Source organism: Flavobacterium ponti (genome assembly GCF_042652765.1).
In the GTDB taxonomy this organism is placed as follows: Bacteria; Bacteroidota; Bacteroidia; order Flavobacteriales; family Flavobacteriaceae; genus Flavobacterium; species Flavobacterium ponti.
Map to the genome: position 1 here is coordinate 232,139 of NZ_JBHSGW010000004.1, position 19,491 is coordinate 251,629.

The window sequence follows — 19,491 nt, forward strand, 5'->3', positions numbered from 1 at the left end:
ATCATTTCAAGATAAAAATTAGATGTAAAAAAATTGTATTTTCGTGCCATGAACATTTTAAGAAAACTACTTTTTCCGGTTGCACTGCTATATTGGTTAGTGACTTTTATTAGAAATTTTCTATATGATGTTGGATTTTTTAAAAGTGAAACTTTTGATATTCCAATTATTGCTGTTGGAAATTTAAGTGTTGGTGGCACAGGAAAATCTCCTCAAATTGAATATTTAATTCGGTTATTATCTGATAACTATCAAGTGGCAACTTTAAGCAGAGGTTACAAAAGAAGTACAACTGGATTTGTTTTAGCTGATTTTAATGCCAATGCCAAAACACTTGGAGATGAACCTTATCAGTTTTATTCAAAATACCCAAAAACAATTGTAGCTGTTGATGAAAATAGAGTAGAAGGTATTGAAATTTTATTGGATTTACACCATAAGCCAAATGTTATTTTACTAGATGATGCTTTTCAGCACAGAAAAGTTAAAGCTGGATTTTATATTCTTTTAACTGCTTATGATGACTTGTTTAGTGATGATTTTATTTTGCCTTTTGGGAATTTACGCGAGCCAATTTCTGGTAAAAATCGTGCTGATATGATAATTGTCACAAAATGTCCTGATAATATTGATGAACTTGCACAACAGAAAATCAAAGAAAAATTAAAAGTTTCGCAAGCAGTTTATTTCACAACTATTGCTTATGATGCTTTTGTTTATAATGAATCAGGCAAACTTTCGGTGAATGAAATCAAGTCAGAAGAAAAAGTTGTTGTTGCTGGAATTGCAAAACCAAAACCGTTTTTTGAATTCTTAGAAGTTAACTCAAATGAAACAATGCTTTTTTCTGATCATCATAATTTTGAAGAAAAAGATATTGCAGCTATTTTAGATAAAGCAAAAAACAACAAAATAATTACAACTGAAAAAGATTATGTTCGTTTAAAAGATTTGTTACCCAATCAGCAATTGTATTATTTACCTATTCAATCGCAATTTGTTAATTCTGAAAATGATTTTGATAAAAAAATATTAAATTATGTGGAACAAAGTTCAGGAAACAGTTAGTTTTATTCAATCGAGCACCAATGATTTTAAACCTGATTTTGGAGTGATTTTAGGTTCAGGTTTAGGTGGTTTTTCTGAGGATATCAAAATTGAGTTTACATTAGAATATAAAAACATTCCTAATTTTCCAGTTTCCACAGTTCATGGACATAAAGGAGCTTTATTGTTTGGAACAATTGGAACAAAAAAAGTGATTGCTATGCAAGGACGATTTCATTTTTATGAAGGTTATGCTATGCAAGAAGTAACATTTCCTGTTCGAGTAATGAAATATTTGGGAATACAAAATTTGATAGTTTCTAATGCTTCTGGAGGAGTTAATCCAAATTATAAAGTAGGTGATATTGTTATTATCACAGACCATATTAATATGATGCCAGAACATCCTTTGAGAGGAGAAAATGATGAACGTTTTGGACCAAGATTTGTAAACATGAGCGAACCTTATTCTAAAGAAATGATTCTCAAAACTAAAGAAATTGCAAAAAGAATAAATGTAGCAGTCAAAGATGGTGTTTATGTAGGTTTACAAGGACCAACTTTTGAAACCTTAGCAGAATATAAAATGGTGAAAGCTATTGGTGGTGATTGTGTAGGAATGTCTACTGTTCCTGAAGTTATCGTAGCTAAACACATGAATATGAATTGCTTTGGGGTTTCTGTAATTACTGATATAGGTGATGTTGAAAATATTGATGAAGTAAATCATGAAGAAGTTCTAAAAGCAGCTCAAAAAGCAGAACCACATGTTAGAAATTTGATTAAGAATTTAATCGTTGAAAGTTAATAAATCGATAATTTTAGTATAAAATAATTTGGTGTCAATAGGCTTGTTGATGTAATCATTGATTCCTTTTGATTTTAATTTTTTTATGAAATCAACTTCATCAATGGTCATAGCCGTAAAAGCAATGATTGGTGTTTTGATATTATATCTTCTAATTTCTTCTGAAACTTTGTCACCGTTAATATCTGGTAAATTTATATCCATGATAATAATGTCATAGTTGTTTTGCTTGGTTAACTTTATAGCATCTTTTCCATTAGCTGCAATTGAACAATATGCATTGTGTTTTTCAATAAGTTTTTTTGTTATTATCTGAGTAATACTGTTGTCTTCAACTAACAAGAAATTTTTGTCTTCTAAGGCATAATAATCCAAATCATCAGTAATTTCTTCAATATAATTTTTGTTGGTTTTAAAATCTAATGCGAAATTAAAATTGCTCCCTACATTTTCTTCACTATTCAAATTTATAGTACTTCCTAAATGTTCCAATAATTTTTTTACAATAGTTAATCCTAATCCTGTACCACCAAATTTCTTACTAATTTCAACAGAACCTTGTGTAAAGTCTTCAAAAATTAATTCTTGTTGGTCTTTTGGAATTCCAATTCCATTGTCGATTACTTCAAAATTTATAGTGACGTTTTGTTCTGTTTTGGTTACTAACTTTATTTTAGTAGTAACAATACCATCACTGCTAAATTTTATGGCATTTGAAATTAAATTGATTAGTATTTGAGTTAACTTTATAGGATCACCAATTACTATTTTGGGAATAGACTCATCGATATGAGTCACAAGCGTAACATTATTTTGTTTGGCAATTTCAGAAAGTGTTTTTTCAATATTATCAATTTTTTTTTGAATACTGAATTCTATTTCTTCTGTTTTAAAATTAGGGGATTCAATTTTATTAATTTGAAGGACATCATTAATTAAGTTCATCAAATGATTGGCAGAAATTTTTAATGAAATTAGATTTTCAACTTGACTTTCTTTTGGGTTTTCGTTCATCAATATTTCCGAAATTATATTGATGGCATTTAATGGTGTTCTTAATTCGTGACTAATTGTGGCTAAAAAATCACTTTTGGCTTTTATCGCTTTTTCAGATTTTTCTTTTTCTTCTTCTAATTCTTTATTTTTCTCTTTTAGAAGGTTATTGCTTTTAAATTCAATGGTGTTATTTTTATATAAAGACAAACACAGAAGTGATAAAATAGCAACCAAAGCTACTGTTAAGAGATTGACTAATTTATTGAAATGTTCTGTTTTGTTTTCTTCAAAAACAGCATTGTTCTTTGAGTTTTCAGCTGTATTATTAATCGTTTGTTCTTGTGTGAAAACATTTGTAGTTGATAAAGGTTTAGTAATTACTAATACTCTAGTATTAGCAGATATGCTAAAAAAAAGAATAATTAAAACCATCAATCTTTTCATACACAGAACTTTATGCGGTGTTGTATAGTAAATGTATGAATTATTTTTCTATGTAAGATATCAAATCTATAATTCTCGATGAATAACCAATTTCATTGTCGTACCACCCAACAATCTTTACCATATTGTCAATTACAGAAGTTAATTGAGCATCAAAAAGGCAAGAATTTGTATTGCCAATTATATCCACAGAAACTATTGGGTCTTCCGTGTAATCTAAAATATTTTTCAGTGAAGTTTCAGAAGCTTTTTTAAAAGCACCGTTAATTTCTTCAATCGTAACTTTTCGTTTTACGTTTAATGTAATATCAGTTAAAGAACCATCAGGAACAGGAACTCGAATGCCACAACCACCAATTTTACCTTCTAATTCAGGAAAAATCTTAGTCAAAGCTTTGGCAGCTCCAGTTGTTGTTGGAACAATGGATTGAGAAGCACCACGAGCTCTTCGTAAATCTTTGTGAGGTTGATCGTGTAAACTTTGATCAGTAGTATAGGAATGAACTGTTGTAATGTAAGCTTGCTCAATGCCGCATAATTCTTGCATAATTTTAAGCATTGGTGCTGCATTATTTGTGGTGCAACTTGCATTGGAAATAATAGTTTCAGAACCATCTAAAATATGTTCGTTTACACCAAGCACAACGGTTTTGATACTTTCATCTTCTGGTGGAACAGAAAGAATTACTTTTTTAGCACCAGCTTCAATATGTTGATTTAATAAAGAAGTGGTTTTGAATTTCCCTGTTGCTTCAACTACAATATCAATGTTTAAAGATTTCCAATTTAGGTTTTTAATTTCTTTTTCACTAAAAAATAAATAGGATTTATCATTAATGATAATTGAATCTGAAGTATGAGAAACTTTTTCTTTTAAAACCCCATGAATACTATCATACTTGATTAGATGGCTCATGGTTTTTGTGTCTGCAATATCGTTAATAGCAATTACTTCAATCGAAGGATGATTTAAAAGTAAACGAAATAAATTTCGACCAATTCTACCAAAACCGTTAATTGCTATGCGAGTTTTCATTTTGTTTGAAAGATTGAAAAATTGAAAAATTTGTATGACTTAATGAATGTGTTTTTCTGCGTGATATGAAGAACGAACCAATGCACCACTTTCAACATGTCTAAAACCTAATTCTTTTCCGATTTTTTCGTACTTTTCAAATTGTTCAGGAGTGATAAATTCTTTAACAGGCAAATGTTTTTTAGAAGGTTGAAGATATTGTCCAATAGTTACAATGTCAACATTTGCATTAGCCAAATCATGTAAAACTTCAATAACTTCTTCTTCTGTTTCCCCTAAACCTAGCATTATTCCAGATTTAGTTCGCTTGATTCCTTGTTCTTTTAAGTATCTTAAAACTTCTAAACTTCTTTCATATTTAGCTTGAATACGAACTTCACGAGTTAGTCTTTTTACTGTTTCCATGTTGTGAGAAACTACTTCTGGAGCTACTTCAACAATTCTATCAATATTTCTAGTATTCCCTTGAAAATCAGGAATAAGTGTTTCTAAAGTTGTAGTTGGGTTCATTCTACGAATCGCTTTTACTGTTTCTGCCCAAATAATAGAACCCATATCTTTGATGTCGTCTCTATCAACACTTGTAATAACGGCATGTTTGATGCTCATTAATTTAATAGAACGAGCTACTTTCTCAGGTTCATCCCAGTCTACATCTTCAGGACGACCCGTTTTTACACCACAAAAGCCACAAGAACGCGTACAAATATTTCCTAAAATCATAAATGTAGCAGTTCCTTCACCCCAACATTCACCCATGTTAGGACAACTTCCAGAAGCACAAATGGTATTTAGTTTGTATTTATCTACTAATCCACGAAGTTCAGTGTATTTTTTTCCTGTTGGAAGTTTTACACGTAGCCATTTTGGTTTTGGTTCTCTTGGTGGAGATACATTTTCTATAACGTTGCTCATCAATATAAAATTTGAAATGCAAAGATACGATAATGAATTTAGAATTTAGAATTCAGAAATTAGAAATTTGGAAACCTTAAGAGTTTATTAGGAAAAGTTAATTAGAATATCCATTATTTAAAAACTACTTCTTTTTAATAATTTCAGCCAATAATTTTTTACCTCTAAGCAATTTGATTTTGATGTTGTTCAAAGGTTCTTCTAATTGATCAGCCATGTCTTGATAACTCATTTCTTGAAAATAACGCATTTGAATGACTTCCTGATAAGCAGGTTTTAATTCTTTAATACACAATAATAATTGAGCCAAATTTTGTTCAATAATTAATTCGTCTTCAGCAGAAGGAGAGTCATCTACAATCGAATTTGCATAATTATCGTTTTCATCATCATTATTTACAAATAGAGATGATTTCTTTTTGCGAAGCATATCAATGTGTACATTTTTTGCAATGGCAATCAACCAAGTGTTAAATCCATATTCAGAGTTGTAGCTTCCAATTTTGTCAAATGCTTTTGCAAAGGTTTCAATGACTATATCTTCAGTGTCAGCTTCATTTTCTGTACGTTTTATCATAAAACCATAGACTTCGTTCCAATAGAAATCTAATAAAAAAGTAAAGGCAATTTGATCACCTATTTTGGCTTTTTCAATGTGGTTTTGTATGATGGCTGAAGTTATTTCCAATGTACAGGTTTAGAAAAAATATTAGTAAAAAATATATTGATGTGTGTAAATATAAGAACTAATTCTATAATTGGATACCAATACATTACGTCTTTTTCTTTTAATTTCCCTGCTCCATAACCCAAAGAAATCCAGGTAAATAAATAGCGAAACAAAATAATTCCTGTAACAATCATCCACTGAAATTGAAAGGCTAATAAAATGATAGCTAAAACAAAAAATAAAAATTGAGTTAGGAAATATAATCCCAATTGAAATTTATCAAAAGGTTTGTACAATTTAGCAGTTGTGACGTGTCTTCTTTTTTGATTAAACCAATCTTTGTAGGTGGTTCTTGGTGTAGAATATGTAAAACTTTCAGGAGTATAAATTACAGTTGTATTTCCTTTATTTGAAGCTTGATTCACAAATAAATCATCATCACCGGAACGAACTCTCATGTGATCCATAAAACCTCTGTTGTCAAAGAAAACAGATTTTTTATACGCTAAATTTCGACCCACACCCATATAAGGTTTTCCGATTTTTGCCCAAGAAAAGTATTGAACGGCTGTCAATAAAGTTTCGAAACGAATAATCTTGTTTAAAAACGAATTTTTAATTTTATCATAAGCACCATATCCTAAAACAATAGTTTTTTTCATGGTAAATTGAGCTGTTATTTGTTGCAACCAATCCTTAGAGTTTGGATAGCAATCAGCGTCTGTGAAAACTAAATAATCTTTAGAAGAAGCTTTAATTCCTAGTGTTAAAGCAAATTTTTTGTTGGCCCAAAAAGCTTCATTATTTTCAACCTTTACCAATTTTACATTTGAATATTGTTTTTCATATTCTTCAAAAATATCCAAAGTTTCATCGCTAGAAGCATCATCTATTAAGACAATTTCGTAGTCTGAATAATTTTGATTGGCTAAAAGAGGAAAAAATTTCTTTACGTTTTCAGCTTCATTTTTGGCACAAACAATGACTGAAACTGGTACTTTTTTTGGAGTAATAGTTTGGTTCTTGGCAAAAGTAAATCGACCAAAAATTCCGATATAATAAATAAATTGAATGACAACTATTGCAATAAATGAATAAAGCAAAATGAATAAAATCATTTCCATTGCACTTAATTAGTTGTGAGTTGTCTCTGTGCAATCTTTCATTTGTTCTGGTGTTTTTCCACAAAAACCACAACTTTCACCGTCTTTATTTAAAAATGGACTTTGACTTGCACAAGTTCCAGAAAATTTACCGTCTTTTTTTGCCCATATTTTAATAGCAATTCCTGCAAAAGCTAACGCTAATAATCCTATGGTAAGTAAAATAAGTTTCATCTTTAATGTGTAATTTTTATTTGGTACAAAGATACGGAGAAATTTAGAATTTAGAATTTAGAATTTAGAATTTTTCTAAATCACATTTACTTCAGCTTCAATATGAATGCCAAATTTTTCAAAAATAGTTTGTTGAATATCTTTTGAAACCGCTAAAATTTCTTGTCCAGTTGCATTACCATAATTGACTAAAACCAAAGCTTGATTTTTATGAATTCCAGCATCACCAAAACGTTTTCCTTTAAAGCCAGCTTGTTCAATTAACCAACCAGCAGGAACTTTAACTTGTGTTTCAGAAACTACATAATGAGGTATTTCTGGATGATTTTGTTTGATTTTATCGTAATCAGTTTTTAAAATAATTGGGTTTTTGAAAAAACTTCCGCTATTTCCAAGTTCTTTTGGATTTGGTAATTTGCTTTGACGAATTGCAATTACAGCATCACTAACTTGTTTTAATGTAGGATTTGTAATATTCTCTTTTTCCAATTCAGCATCTATTGCTCCATAAGAAGTATTGATTTTATGGTTTTTCTTGGTTAATTTGAAAGTAACATCCGTAATGATATATTGGTTTTTCAATTCATTTTTAAAAACACTTTCTCTATAACCAAAATTACAAGTTGTTTTGTCAAATGATTTTAATTCTTGAGAGGCAATTTCAATCGCTGTACAATTGTCAAAAGTGTCTTTAATTTCCACACCATAAGCACCAATGTTCTGAATAGGAGTAGTACCAACATTTCCCGGAATTAGTGATAAATTTTCAATTCCACCGAAGTTATGTTCAATACAATACAATACAAATTCATGCCAATTTTCACCAGCTTGAGCTTTTACCCAAACAAAATTTTCGTCATCTTTTACGATTTCAATTCCTTTGAAATTAATATGAACCACTAATTTTTCAATATCTTTAGTCAACAACATATTACTTCCACCACCAAGAACAAAGATATCTCTATTGGATTCTAAAACAGAAGCTAATTCAGTTGTGTTTGAAACAGCAACAAATTCTTTGGCTTGAGCCGAAATACCAAATGTATTGTACTCTTTTAATTGAAAATTAGACTGAAAATTCATAGGTAAAAATTAATTAACAAATGTAATATTTAAATGGTAAAAGGCAATAGGTGATTGGTAATTGGTTTTTTCTTCCCACAACTTATAGCCTAAACACTTTGTAAGATTGATGAGTTGATTGAATAATCGATTCTGTTCGTTCTTCGTGAGTGTCTGTTATGAAAATTTGTCCGAATACATCATTATTCACCATTGAAACTATTTTTTGAACGCGAGTTTCGTCTAATTTGTCAAAAATATCATCAAATAATAAAATAGGTAAAACTCCACTTTTCTCTTTAATGAATTCAAATTGTGCTAATTTTAAAGCAATTAAAAACGATTTTTGTTGACCTTGTGAACCAAATTTCTTAATCGGAAAACCGTCAATTTCAAAAGACAAATCGTCTTTGTGAATTCCAACAGAAGTATATTGCAACGCTTTGTCTTTGGGTAAATTTTTTTTTAATAAGTTCTCTAAAGAGTTTTCAAACAATTGACTATCATATCTCAATTGCACTTGTTCGGCAGAATCTGTTATGGTTTGATGGTGTTTTTGGAAAATAGGAATAAAATTCTCTAAAAATTGTTGTCTTTTGGTAAAAATTTTCAAGCCAATTTCAGCAATTGGTTCATCATAAACAGCTAAGTTATCAGCGTCAAATACGTGATTAACTGCAAAATATTTTAACAAAGCATTTCGTTGAGCCACTAATTTTTGGTAGTGAATCAATTCATTTAAATACGAATTATCCAAAATTGAAATCACACTATCAATAAATTTTCTTCTAGTTTCACTTCCTTCAATAATCAAATCAGAATCAGAAGGAGAAATAATTACTAATGGAATAAAACCGATATGTTCAGAAAGCTTTTCGTAAATTTTTCCGTTGCGTTTAATGGTTTTCTTTTGTCCTTTTTTAAGGCTACAAACTACTTTTTCTTCTTTTTCTTCTTTTTCAAAAACACCATCAATTACAAAAAAATCTTCACCATGTTTGATGTTTTGACTGGCTAAAGGGTTGAAATAGCTTTTTCCATAAGCCAAATGATAAATTGCATCTAAAACATTTGTTTTTCCAATACCATTTTTCCCCACAAAAGTATTGATTTTAGTATCAAATTCGTATTGTAAGTCTGTAATATTCTTGTAATTTAGTAAGGAAATGGATTTTAAAAACACTAGTGAAAATTAAGGTTTTAAGGTTGGATATTTTACGAAGTACAAATTTAAGTGTAATAAATGGAATAATAATAGTGAGAATGTTTTTAATTTTCTTAAAATTTTTATGGCTTATTCAATAAAAGTTATATTTTTGCACCTCATTAAATTAAAAGTAAATGGCAACGTATAACAAAAGAGGATATAAAGCACCTAAACCGAAAGATATTGCAGATGATGCAACTAATGAAATTGACGAAACATTTGATGGAGAAAGTACAACAGCAGAAGTTTTTGAAACGTTAGATGTTCAAGCTAATAAAGCGGAAGATTGGGTTGTTAAAAACCAAAAAATTATAATGGGAGTTGTTGGAGCAATTGCTTTATTAACAACTTGCTACTTTTTATACATGAAGTTTATTGTTGAACCAAAAGAAGAAAAAGCGGTTAACGATATGTTTCAAGCACAAAAATACTTTAAAGAAGCTGTTGATGCACAAGCAGCTCCAGATTCATTATTTACTTTAGCCTTAAAAGGTGGTGAAGGAAAATTAGGATTTGAAGGAATTATTTCTGAATATTCTGGAACAAAATCAGCTAACTTAGCTCAGTATTATGCTGGTATGTCTTACTTAAATTTGAAAGATTATAAAAAAGCAGTTGAACATTTAGAAAAATTTTCTTCGGATGACGAAATGTTAAAACCAATTGCTTTAGGAGCTATAGGTGATTCATTTTCTGAATTGAAAAAAGTAGATGATGCCCTTTCATATTATTTAAAAGCTGCTGAAGCTTCTGATAATGATTTTACTTCTCCTCGTTACTTGATGAAGCATGGTTTATTAGCTATGATGAACGGTAAAAATGATGCAGCTTTAAAATCATTCCAAACTATTAAAGAAAAATATAGCACTTCTACAGAAGCTGCAAATATTGACGGATACATTGCAAGAGTTGAATAAACATGGCAACAGAAAATAAAAATTTATCTAATTACGATAAAAACACAATCCCAAACGTGAAAGATTTTCGGTTTGGGATTGTTGTTTCAGAATGGAACGATGATGTGACAGAAGGTCTCTTTAAAGGTGCTTATGATACACTAACGGATTGTGGTGCATTATCAGAAAACATTATAAGATGGAATGTTCCAGGGAGCTTTGAATTGATTTTTGGAGCTAAAAAAATGCACGAGCAAGGAGAAGTGGATGTAGTTATTGTAATTGGTTCGCTTATCAAAGGAGAAACCATGCACTTTGAGTATGTTTGTGAAGGTGTTACACAAGGCATAAAAGACCTAAACTTAATGTATGATGTTCCTACCATTTTTTGTCTTTTAACGGATAACAACAAGCAACAATCGCTAGATAGAAGTGGAGGAAAACACGGAAACAAAGGAGTTGAAGCTGCAATAGCTGCTATTAAAATGGTAACTCTAGGTTAAAATTCACTTAAAAAATAGTTAACCTACTCATTTGAGTAGGTTTTTTTATGGCTTTTAGCTAATAATTCTGTAAATTTGATTTTATTTAAATAACAAAATGCTATGTTTATTAAATCATTGTTAAGACTTCATTCTTATAGAAAGTTTGACTATCAACCTCGCTATTATGATGAACAAAAAGAGCAAAGAGAACAAAGACTGGAAAACAGACGACTATTAAGAGATACTGAAAAACGTATTAATTTTAGATCGGGTTGGCATGCTGAAAGCAAAATGCATTCTTCAAGATCTAGTAGTTTTAGAATAGCAATTATTGCTGGAGTTTTAATTTTAGTTTGTTATTTCATCTTACGTTCGCTAAATATCGATTTATATTAATGTCAGCAAAAATAAAATTATTACCTGATCACGTTGCCAATCAAATTGCAGCTGGAGAAGTGGTGCAAAGACCTGCTTCAGTAGTTAAGGAGTTGATTGAAAACGCAGTAGATGCAAAGGCTACTGAAATTAAGCTTATTATTAAAGAAGCTGGCAAAACCCTAATTCAAGTTATTGATAATGGTTCTGGTATGAACGTTATTGATGCTAGAATGTGTTTTGATCGTCATGCCACTTCCAAAATAAAAAACGCAGAAGATTTATTCGATTTGCATACCAAAGGATTCAGAGGTGAAGCTTTAGCGTCAATTGCAGCTATTGCTCATGTTGAATTGAAAACCAAATTAGAAGCTGAAGAATTAGGAACTCATATCATTATTGAAGGCAGTAAATTTGTTTCACAAGATGTTGTAGTTTCTCCAAAAGGGACTTCATTTTCGGTTAAAAATTTATTTTATAATATTCCAGCGAGGAGAAATTTTCTTAAATCAGACACAGTAGAATTCCGACATATTATTGATGAATTTCAACGTGTGGCTTTGGCTCATCCCAATATTCATTTTATCATGTACCATAATGGTGAAGAATATGCCAACTTACCCATTTCAAATTATAGACAACGAATTGTAAACCTTTTTGCTGGTAAAACGAATGAAAAGTTGGTTCCTGTAACAGAGAATACAGATATAGTTGCCATTCATGGATTTGTTTCAAAACCTGAATTTGCCAAAAAAAATAAAGGAGAGCAATTCTTATTTGTAAATGATCGATACATAAAGAGCGGTTATTTGCATCATGCTATAATGAATGCCTATGATGGTTTGCTTAAAGAAGGAACACAACCTTCTTATTTTTTGTATTTTGATGTGCCAAAACATACAATTGATATTAATATTCATCCCACAAAAACTGAAATTAAGTTTGACGATGAACAATCCATTTATGCCATTTTAAGAGCTAGTATCAAACATAGTTTAGGACAATTTAATGTGTCACCTGTTTTAGATTTTGAAAGAGATTCAAATTTAGATACACCTTATGATTATTCTAAAAAAGAAGCAGATATTCCTGTGGTTGAATTTGATGCAACTTTTAACCCTTTTAAACAATCAGAAAACAAACCAGCTCGTCAAGTTTATCAAAAGAAAGAAACGGCTAACTGGGAAAGTTTATATGTTGGTTTAACCGATGAATTTCAGTCTAAAAGTAATCATTACGAAGCAGATGAAGTAGCTACTTCTTTGTTTGATGATGTGGAAGTTGAATCTGTAGTTCAAAAAAACTATCAATTACAAAAAAAATACATTGTTAGTCCCATAAAATCAGGTTTATTAATCATTGATCAACGAAAAGCTCATCAACGTATTTTGTATGAACAGTTTTTAACCAATATGACTATCCTCAAAGGAAATAGCCAGCAATTATTATTTCCTCTTTCTATAATCATGTCAACTCGTGAATTAGAAATTTTAATGGAATTAAAAGTTCAATTAGAACACACTGGTTTTGTTTTTGATAAATTCACGAAAGAAACCGTTATTTTTTCAGGTATTCCTGCGAATGTTCAAGAAGGGAAAGTACCAAGTTTATTAGACGATTTAGTGTCTGATTTACAACAAGATTTTCCACAAAATAGCTTTTCACAAAATGATAGTATTGCTAAATCTATGGCAAATAGTTTGGCTATAAAAACAGGAACTTATTTAACACAATTGGAGATTGATAACATAGTAAATGCTTTATTTGCTTGTAAGGATCCCAATATTTCACCTTTTCATAAACCCACTTTCATCACTTTAACCGTTGATGATTTAGATAAACGATTTTCTTTATGATGAACATCACTGAAACAGTTAAGCAACTGTTGATTATCAATATATTATTTTTCATAGGAAGCCAATTTGTACCAGCTTCAAATGATATTTTAGCGTTGCATTATTTTGAAAGTGAAAAATTCAAAATTTGGCAACCTTTGACAAGTATGTTTATGCATGGAGGAATTATGCACATAGCTTTTAATATGTATGCTTTATATTCTTTTGGTAGTGCAATTGAATATAGATGGGGAGTAAAGAAGTTTTTGTTTTTTTATATTTCTTGTGGGCTTTTTGGTTCACTTTTGTATTTAGGTTATAATTATTATCAATTACATTCAATTTTGAGTGAATTAGTTAATATTAATATTAGTAAATCTGATTTATATACAATTTTGAATACAGATATGAGTTCTGGAGATTATTATAGACCCGATTTATTGCTTCAAAATGCAGGAGGAATTTTTGAGAAATATTCTATGAGTAATGAAAATTTTTCAATCTTATTTAGGGCTGCCCAAGTTAATCAATCAAAAGCAGTTGGAGCTTCTGGAGCAATATACGGATTATTAGTTGCGTTTGCAATGATGTATTCAGATGCTGAATTGTCTCTAATGTTTATTCCTGTGCCAATAAAAGCAAAGTATTTTGTGCCTGCAATAATTATATTATTTGATATCGTTTATGGAATAATATTAAAAGGGAACACAGGTGTAGCTCATACAGCCCATTTAGGTGGAGCTTTGTGTGGTTATTTAATGATGTGGTATTGGAAGAAGAATCAATTCAACAATAACCGTTGGGATAGATAATAAACAGCTTATTTTTAGTTAATAGACAAAAGAATATAAATGAATATTTTTCAAGATTTAAAAAATCAATATTCTAATAATGGTATTGTTCAAAAGCTTATTTTTTGGAACATAGGTGTTTTTGTATTGACAATTATTTTCTTTTATAATTTTAAATCAGGAAGCTTTTCTTTTCCAAATTGGTTAGTACTTTACTCTTCTTTGAGTGATTTAGCTACAACACCATGGACATTAGTTTCTTATATGTTTGTGCATTCTGGCCCAATACATTTGTTGTTTAATTTGCTTATGTTACATTTTGTAAGCCGATTTTTCCTCACCTTTTTTACTGAAAAACAATATTTAGTAGTCTATTTACTAGGAGGAATTTTTGGAGGATTAATTTTTGTATTCATTTATCATTTTTTAGGAATTAGAACTCCAGTTGTTGGAGCAAGTGGTTCTATAATGACATTGTTAGTTGCAGCAACAGCTTATTCACCTTATTACATTTTGCAAATTCCTTTAATTGGAAGAATAAAATTATGGCATGTAACTGCTTTGATTCTTACCATAGATGTTTTGCAATTATTGTTAGTTAATACTGGTGGACATATTGTGCATCTTTCTGGAGCATTTTTCGGATTCTTATATGTATTTTTGTTGAAAAGAGGTACAGATTTAGCTAAACCATTTAGTAATTTATCATTCAAAAAAAGTACAAAAAAGAAGAAAACTCCTTTTTCAAAAGTGCACGTTAATAAAGCTTCATCTAATCTTTCAAAAGCAGCAAAAACAGATGTTGAGCAAAAAAGAGTAGATGATATTTTAGATAAAATTAGCAAATCAGGGTATGATAGTTTATCAAAAGAAGAAAAAGAATTTCTTTTTAAATTAGGAAAATAAAGACACATGAAAAACCAAACTTGGTTAAGTAAAATAATGCGTTTTTTTAATATTGTACTCGTTGTAGTTACAATACTTGCTTATGTGTTACCTTTTCTTGCTCCTAAGTTGTTTCCTTTTTTGAGTGTACTTTCTTTGCTTTTGCCTTTACTTTTAATTCTAAATTTTTTGTTTTTTGTGTATTGGTTGCTTCAACTAAAGAAGTATATGTTTATCAGTGCCATTGTGCTTTTATTAGGAATTACTTTTATCAATAAACTATATAAATTTTCGGAAACTAATTTGCCAAAAGCTGAGTTAGATTTAACGATAATGAGTTATAATGTTAGGTTGTTTAACTTATATGAATGGCTTCCCAAAAAAGATGTACCTCAAGCAATAAGTAAATTTGTAGCCCAAGAAAATCCAGATATATTGTGTATTCAAGAGTTTTCACCTGTTGATTCGATAAATTTTGATCAATATAAATTTAGCTATATAAATGTAGAAGGTAATAAAAACAAATATGGTCAAGCTATTTTTTCTAAATATAAGATAATAAATAAAGGAGAAATTTCTTTTCCAAATTCATCTAATAAAGTTATTTATGCAGATATTTTAAGACAAATTGATACAATTAGAGTCTATAGTATGCATATGCAATCCGTAAAAATAAGTACAGATATCAATGATAATATTGATGAAGAAAAATCAAAATTTATTTTTAAAAGAATAAGTTCAGCTTTTAGAATACAACAAGTGCAAGCTGAATTAATCAAAAAAAATGTAGATGATTGTAAGTTACCAAAAATTATTTGTGGTGATATGAATAACAGTGCATTTTCATATGTTTATAGACTAATTAAAGCCGATTTAAAAGATGCATTTGAAGAAGCTGGTTCAGGTTTTGGAAAGTCATATAACTTCAAATATTATCCTGCTAGAATTGATTATTTATTAGTAGAAAAAGATTTTGAAGTAAAGCAATATCAATCATTTGATACTTTTTTCAACAGTGATCATTTTCCAATTTCTACTAGACTGGAATTAAAGAAAAAAGTAAAATAACTTTATAGAGTCTGTTGTTTTAAATAGTCAACAGCATGTCTTCCTTCATTAAATAATAAATCCAGAATACTTAAATTATTGATAAAACCATGCTTGTCATCAAAAACTTGCGTGTATGGTTCAATTGTAGTAGTGTCTTTTTTTCCGTTAGCTAAATAACGCAAATCATTTTCATTTTCAAGAATATGAAAATATTCTTCTGTTTTTGAAAAAGGTAAATCGATGCCTAAACATTCGTTCACTATTTCAAAAATCTCAAAATTCAAATCCAATAAAAACTTATGCTTTTTTTCAAAAACAGGTAAAATATCATCTTCAAAATATTCAAAAAAGGGAGAAGTTCTATAAGAAGATTCTAAAGATTTAAAATGATTTTTTTGCCAATCAAAAGCATCTTCAATAATAATATCCTTATATTTTTGATGTTTTTCGTGACTGTGTTTTACAGGAATATTTAACATTTGTAGTCCATTTGCACTATAAATGTACATTCTATTTCTATTGGTCTGTTTTTGGAAATTATCATCCACTTCAAATACTAATTCATCAGCTTTAACCATTGCAATATAATGACTGATAGAAGGAAAGTAGGTTGGATGAAGTATTGTTTTCATAGATCGTTTAACTGTTGATTTGTGTAATTGTTTAACTGTTTAAAATATGCTTTCTCAATGAATTTAATTTGTTAGAAATGCTTTCAATTTGACTCCTAGCTATTGAATATTCTTCTTCAGTAATAAACTTTAATTCAAACGCTAAAATCAATTGATTTAAAACTTCCATTGTTGAACTAAAAGACATTGAAATAAAATGGGCTTTATCTTTACTAGAAAATCTAGAAGTTCCTTCAGCAATATTTGAACATATTGAAACAGTTGCTCTTCTTAATTGTGAAGTTAATCCATATTTTTCAGCTTCAGGAAAATTTGAAGTTAGTAAATAAATAGATTTTGAAAAATCTATAGATTCTTTCCAAACGTCTAACTTTTCAAATGAAAAAACATACATCAATTTATATTTTTACAGTTAAACAATTACACAATTCAACAATTAAACTTTTTTCTTCTTCTTACCTCTAAAATAATCAAAAGCAAAATAAGCAGCTAACAAGATTAAGAAATATTTAAAATATGATTGCGGTTGACCTTCACCACTTACTGTTGTGAATAATCTTTCCCAACGAATTTTATTCATGATGCCTTTTGCGTCTGAATCCCAACTCATCCAGATAAAGATTGGTTTTCCAACAATATGATCAGCTGGAACATAACCCCAATAACGAGAATCTTCAGAATTGTGTCGATTGTCTCCCATCATCCAATAATAATCTTGTTTGAATGTATAAGTTGTTGCAACTTGACCATTGATTCTAATTTCGTTTCCAATTTGTTGTAAAGTGTTTCCTTCGTAATCTGTAATTAATCTTTTGTAAAAAGGAAGTGTTTCTAGATTTAATTCTAAAGTTTTACCAGCTTCAGGTATATAAATTGGACCTAAATTATCAACAGTCCAATTTTTATTGTTATTAGGGAAAATTGCAGTAATTTCTTTAGTTGAAATTACTGAAGGATGCTTTTTAAGAAATTCTGCTACGTTTTTTTCAGGGTAATCAACAAATAGAAGATTGTCACTTTCTCTAATAGTTGCATTGATTTTATTGTCCTTTAGTTTTGAAACTATTTGGTTTATATCCGTGTTTTTGTAATTATCTTTTAGCTTAAAAACATAAGAAAATCTTTCGTTTATTGTATCATTATTTTTTGTTACTTCTTCTAAATTAGATAATGTTTTTAATTTAGCTAAACTTTCATCAGTTAATGAAGGGAAAAGCACAAAGTTATTATATCGTTGAAATTTGTCATTATTATAAGTATTTAAACTGAGCAAAAAACTTTCGTCAATTGGTGTTCCTTCTTTAAATTTAGCACTGTAAGAAAATTGTGGTTTAGCTCTTTCAGGTAAAACTAAAATCTTTCCATTTACATATAAATCAGAATTTTTAACTTCAATTTTATCTCCAGGAATTCCAACACATCTTTTTACATAATTAGATCTTTTGTCAATTGGTTTCCATGTGTGTCTATGTAATGGGTCTCTAAACTGGTAAACCGTATCAATTGGCCAGTTAAAAACAACAATATCATTATTTTTAATTTTTTCGTAGCCAGGCAATCTAAAATAAGGTAATTGAGGCCAAGAAGAATAAGATTTTGTATTTAAAACAGGAATTGTGTCATGTACCATTGGTGCAGCAATTGTAGTCATTGGAGTTCTTGCTCCATAATTGTATTTACTTACAAATAAGAAATCACCAACCAACAATGATTTTTCCAATGAAGATGTTGGAATAGTAAACGGTTGAATGAAATAAGTATGTACAAAAGTAGCAACAACAACTGCAAATAAAATTGAACTAATAGTATCAGCTGTTTTGTTTGTTGGAACCAGGCTTCTGTCTGCAATATAAGTTGGATTTTGAGTGTAATTGATATAAAAAATGTAAAATCCTAAAGTTACTAAAACCAATAAAGTATCTTTTGTAGTGTTGTATCCAAAACTTCTAATAGTTTCAACCCAAACAACCGGAATCATTATCAAATTAATAATTGGAATAAACAGTAAAAAAGTATACCATTTTGGTCTATTGATAATTTGCATTAAAACAATAGCGTTGTAAACAGGAATAAATGCTTCCCAAGCTTGTCTACCTGCTTTAATATATAATTTCCAAGTTCCTAATCCATGAATTATTTGCACAATTAATAGGAAGAATAACCATTGTAATGCTGTCATTTTTTTTATGTTTTGTTAAACTATTTAGTTGTTTAATCGTTAAACTGTCTAATTGTTAATTTGTTTTGTAAATTACTAATTACATTTACTGTTTTCTGCTAACTGCTAACTGCTAACTGTTTTCTCTAAATTCCTAACACATCTTTCATTGTAAATACTCCTTTTTTGCCTACTAACCATTCAGCTGCAATTACTGAACCTAGAGCAAATCCTTCTCTGCTATGTGCTGTATGTTTTATTTCTATTTGATCTACTTCTGAATCATAAAAAACACTGTGTGTTCCTGGTACGTTTTCGATTCTTTTTGCCTCTATGTGAATTTCATTTTCAGTTGGATTTTCTAAAGTCCAATTGGTAAAAGCAGAATTCTTTATTATTCCATTTGCTAGTGAAATAGCGGTTCCACTGGGAGCATCAAGCTTTTGTGTGTGATGAATTTCTTCCATAGAAACGTTATATTGTTTCAAGTTATTCATCATTTTTGCTAAATACTCGTTTAATTCAAAAAAAATATTTACTCCTAAACTAAAATTGGAACCATAGATAAAACTTCCGTTTTTTGAATTACAAAGTTCAACCATTTTATCATAATCATTAAGCCAACCAGTAGTTCCACAAACTATAGGAATATTGTTGTTTAAACACTCAGAAATATGAGCAACAGCTGAATCTGGAACGCTAAAATCAATGGCTACATCTGCATTTTGTATACCTTCAAAAGAATCGTTACTTGATTTTTTTAGTACTATCGTGTGTCCTCTTTCTAAAGCTATTCTTTCGATAACTTTTCCCATTTTTCCGTAGCCTAATAATGCAATTTTCATGAAGTATAAGTATGTGA

Annotated in this window: 21 protein-coding genes; 9 read left to right on the forward strand and 12 right to left on the reverse strand. The window is 29.4% G+C overall.

Annotation, left to right across the window (positions count from 1 at the left end; genetic code table 11):
- Nucleotides 1–48: 48 nt before the first annotated feature.
- Entirely contained in the window at nt 49–1,068 is a 1,020-nt protein-coding gene (lpxK, locus tag ACFO3U_RS06415; protein ID WP_379739417.1) for a tetraacyldisaccharide 4'-kinase, read from the forward strand.
- Nucleotides 1,040–1,855: a purine-nucleoside phosphorylase gene (locus ACFO3U_RS06420; RefSeq protein WP_379739420.1), complete on the forward strand. Its 816-nt coding sequence runs from the start codon at nt 1,040–1,042 to the stop codon at nt 1,853–1,855. The genes lpxK and ACFO3U_RS06420 overlap by 29 nt, the downstream gene beginning before the upstream one ends.
- On the opposite strand, the gene ACFO3U_RS06425 is transcribed toward ACFO3U_RS06420, so the two are convergent.
- The 8 genes from ACFO3U_RS06425 to recF all read right to left on the reverse strand — a co-directional run bounded on the left by ACFO3U_RS06425 (nt 1,838) and on the right by recF (nt 9,498).
- Nucleotides 1,838–3,295, reverse strand: a complete 1,458-nt coding sequence (locus ACFO3U_RS06425; protein WP_379739423.1) for an ATP-binding protein — start codon at nt 3,293–3,295, stop codon at nt 1,838–1,840. The genes ACFO3U_RS06420 and ACFO3U_RS06425 overlap by 18 nt on opposite strands.
- A gap of 40 nt (nt 3,296–3,335) precedes the next feature.
- A complete protein-coding gene (gene gap, locus ACFO3U_RS06430; protein WP_379739426.1) occupies nt 3,336–4,331 on the reverse strand; it encodes a type I glyceraldehyde-3-phosphate dehydrogenase in 996 nt (331 codons plus the stop codon).
- Nucleotides 4,332–4,370: 39 nt separating this feature from the next.
- Nucleotides 4,371–5,246: a lipoyl synthase gene (gene lipA / locus ACFO3U_RS06435; RefSeq protein ID WP_379739429.1), complete on the reverse strand. Its 876-nt coding sequence runs from the start codon at nt 5,244–5,246 to the stop codon at nt 4,371–4,373.
- A 124-nt stretch (nt 5,247–5,370) separates the two neighbouring features.
- Complete coding sequence (locus tag ACFO3U_RS06440; protein ID WP_379739432.1) at nt 5,371–5,934, reverse strand: RNA polymerase sigma factor; 564 nt, start codon at nt 5,932–5,934, stop codon at nt 5,371–5,373.
- Nucleotides 5,925–7,040, reverse strand: a complete 1,116-nt coding sequence (locus ACFO3U_RS06445) for a glycosyltransferase (RefSeq protein WP_379739435.1) — start codon at nt 7,038–7,040, stop codon at nt 5,925–5,927. The genes ACFO3U_RS06440 and ACFO3U_RS06445 overlap by 10 nt, the downstream gene beginning before the upstream one ends.
- A 9-nt stretch (nt 7,041–7,049) precedes the next feature.
- Entirely contained in the window at nt 7,050–7,253 is a 204-nt protein-coding gene (locus ACFO3U_RS06450) for a membrane or secreted protein (protein ID WP_379739438.1), read from the reverse strand.
- 75 nt (nt 7,254–7,328) lie between these two features.
- Nucleotides 7,329–8,336 (reverse strand): UDP-N-acetylmuramate dehydrogenase, encoded by a 1,008-nt coding sequence (gene murB, locus ACFO3U_RS06455; protein WP_379739441.1) that lies wholly within the window; start codon nt 8,334–8,336, stop codon nt 7,329–7,331.
- A gap of 82 nt (nt 8,337–8,418) precedes the next feature.
- Nucleotides 8,419–9,498: a DNA replication/repair protein RecF gene (gene recF, locus ACFO3U_RS06460; RefSeq protein WP_379739444.1), complete on the reverse strand. Its 1,080-nt coding sequence runs from the start codon at nt 9,496–9,498 to the stop codon at nt 8,419–8,421.
- Nucleotides 9,499–9,656: 158 nt separating this feature from the next.
- Between recF and ACFO3U_RS06465 the strand changes: the two genes are divergently transcribed.
- From ACFO3U_RS06465 to ACFO3U_RS06495, 7 genes are all read left to right on the forward strand, one after another.
- Nucleotides 9,657–10,439 (forward strand): tetratricopeptide repeat protein, encoded by a 783-nt coding sequence (locus tag ACFO3U_RS06465; RefSeq protein WP_379739447.1) that lies wholly within the window; start codon nt 9,657–9,659, stop codon nt 10,437–10,439.
- Between the two features lie 2 nt (nt 10,440–10,441).
- Entirely contained in the window at nt 10,442–10,921 is a 480-nt protein-coding gene (gene ribH / locus ACFO3U_RS06470) for a 6,7-dimethyl-8-ribityllumazine synthase (protein ID WP_379739450.1), read from the forward strand.
- A 102-nt stretch (nt 10,922–11,023) separates the two neighbouring features.
- On the forward strand, nt 11,024–11,299 hold the full coding sequence (locus ACFO3U_RS06475) for a hypothetical protein (RefSeq protein WP_338378768.1): 276 nt from the start codon (nt 11,024–11,026) through the stop codon (nt 11,297–11,299).
- Nucleotides 11,299–13,134, forward strand: a complete 1,836-nt coding sequence (mutL, locus tag ACFO3U_RS06480; RefSeq protein ID WP_379739454.1) for a DNA mismatch repair endonuclease MutL — start codon at nt 11,299–11,301, stop codon at nt 13,132–13,134. The genes ACFO3U_RS06475 and mutL overlap by 1 nt, the downstream gene beginning before the upstream one ends.
- Nucleotides 13,134–13,925 carry a rhomboid family intramembrane serine protease gene (locus tag ACFO3U_RS06485; protein ID WP_379739905.1) on the forward strand — a complete coding sequence of 264 codons (792 nt, stop codon included), beginning with the start codon at nt 13,134–13,136 and terminating at the stop codon, nt 13,923–13,925. The genes mutL and ACFO3U_RS06485 overlap by 1 nt, the downstream gene beginning before the upstream one ends.
- A gap of 39 nt (nt 13,926–13,964) precedes the next feature.
- Nucleotides 13,965–14,810 carry a rhomboid family intramembrane serine protease gene (locus tag ACFO3U_RS06490; RefSeq protein ID WP_379739457.1) on the forward strand — a complete coding sequence of 282 codons (846 nt, stop codon included), beginning with the start codon at nt 13,965–13,967 and terminating at the stop codon, nt 14,808–14,810.
- Between the two features lie 6 nt (nt 14,811–14,816).
- Nucleotides 14,817–15,857, forward strand: coding sequence for an endonuclease/exonuclease/phosphatase family protein (locus tag ACFO3U_RS06495; protein ID WP_379739460.1), 1,041 nt, complete (start codon nt 14,817–14,819; stop codon nt 15,855–15,857).
- 2 nt (nt 15,858–15,859) lie between these two features.
- On the opposite strand, the gene ACFO3U_RS06500 is transcribed toward ACFO3U_RS06495, so the two are convergent.
- The 4 genes from ACFO3U_RS06500 to dapB all read right to left on the reverse strand — a co-directional run bounded on the left by ACFO3U_RS06500 (nt 15,860) and on the right by dapB (nt 19,474).
- Entirely contained in the window at nt 15,860–16,471 is a 612-nt protein-coding gene (locus ACFO3U_RS06500; protein ID WP_379739463.1) for a WbqC family protein, read from the reverse strand.
- A gap of 31 nt (nt 16,472–16,502) precedes the next feature.
- Nucleotides 16,503–16,865, reverse strand: coding sequence for a four helix bundle protein (locus ACFO3U_RS06505; RefSeq protein WP_379739466.1), 363 nt, complete (start codon nt 16,863–16,865; stop codon nt 16,503–16,505).
- 42 nt (nt 16,866–16,907) lie between these two features.
- Nucleotides 16,908–18,650 (reverse strand): signal peptidase I, encoded by a 1,743-nt coding sequence (gene lepB, locus ACFO3U_RS06510; protein ID WP_379739469.1) that lies wholly within the window; start codon nt 18,648–18,650, stop codon nt 16,908–16,910.
- A 125-nt stretch (nt 18,651–18,775) separates the two neighbouring features.
- Nucleotides 18,776–19,474: a 4-hydroxy-tetrahydrodipicolinate reductase gene (dapB, locus tag ACFO3U_RS06515; protein ID WP_379739472.1), complete on the reverse strand. Its 699-nt coding sequence runs from the start codon at nt 19,472–19,474 to the stop codon at nt 18,776–18,778.
- Between the last annotated feature and the right edge of the window lie 17 nt (nt 19,475–19,491).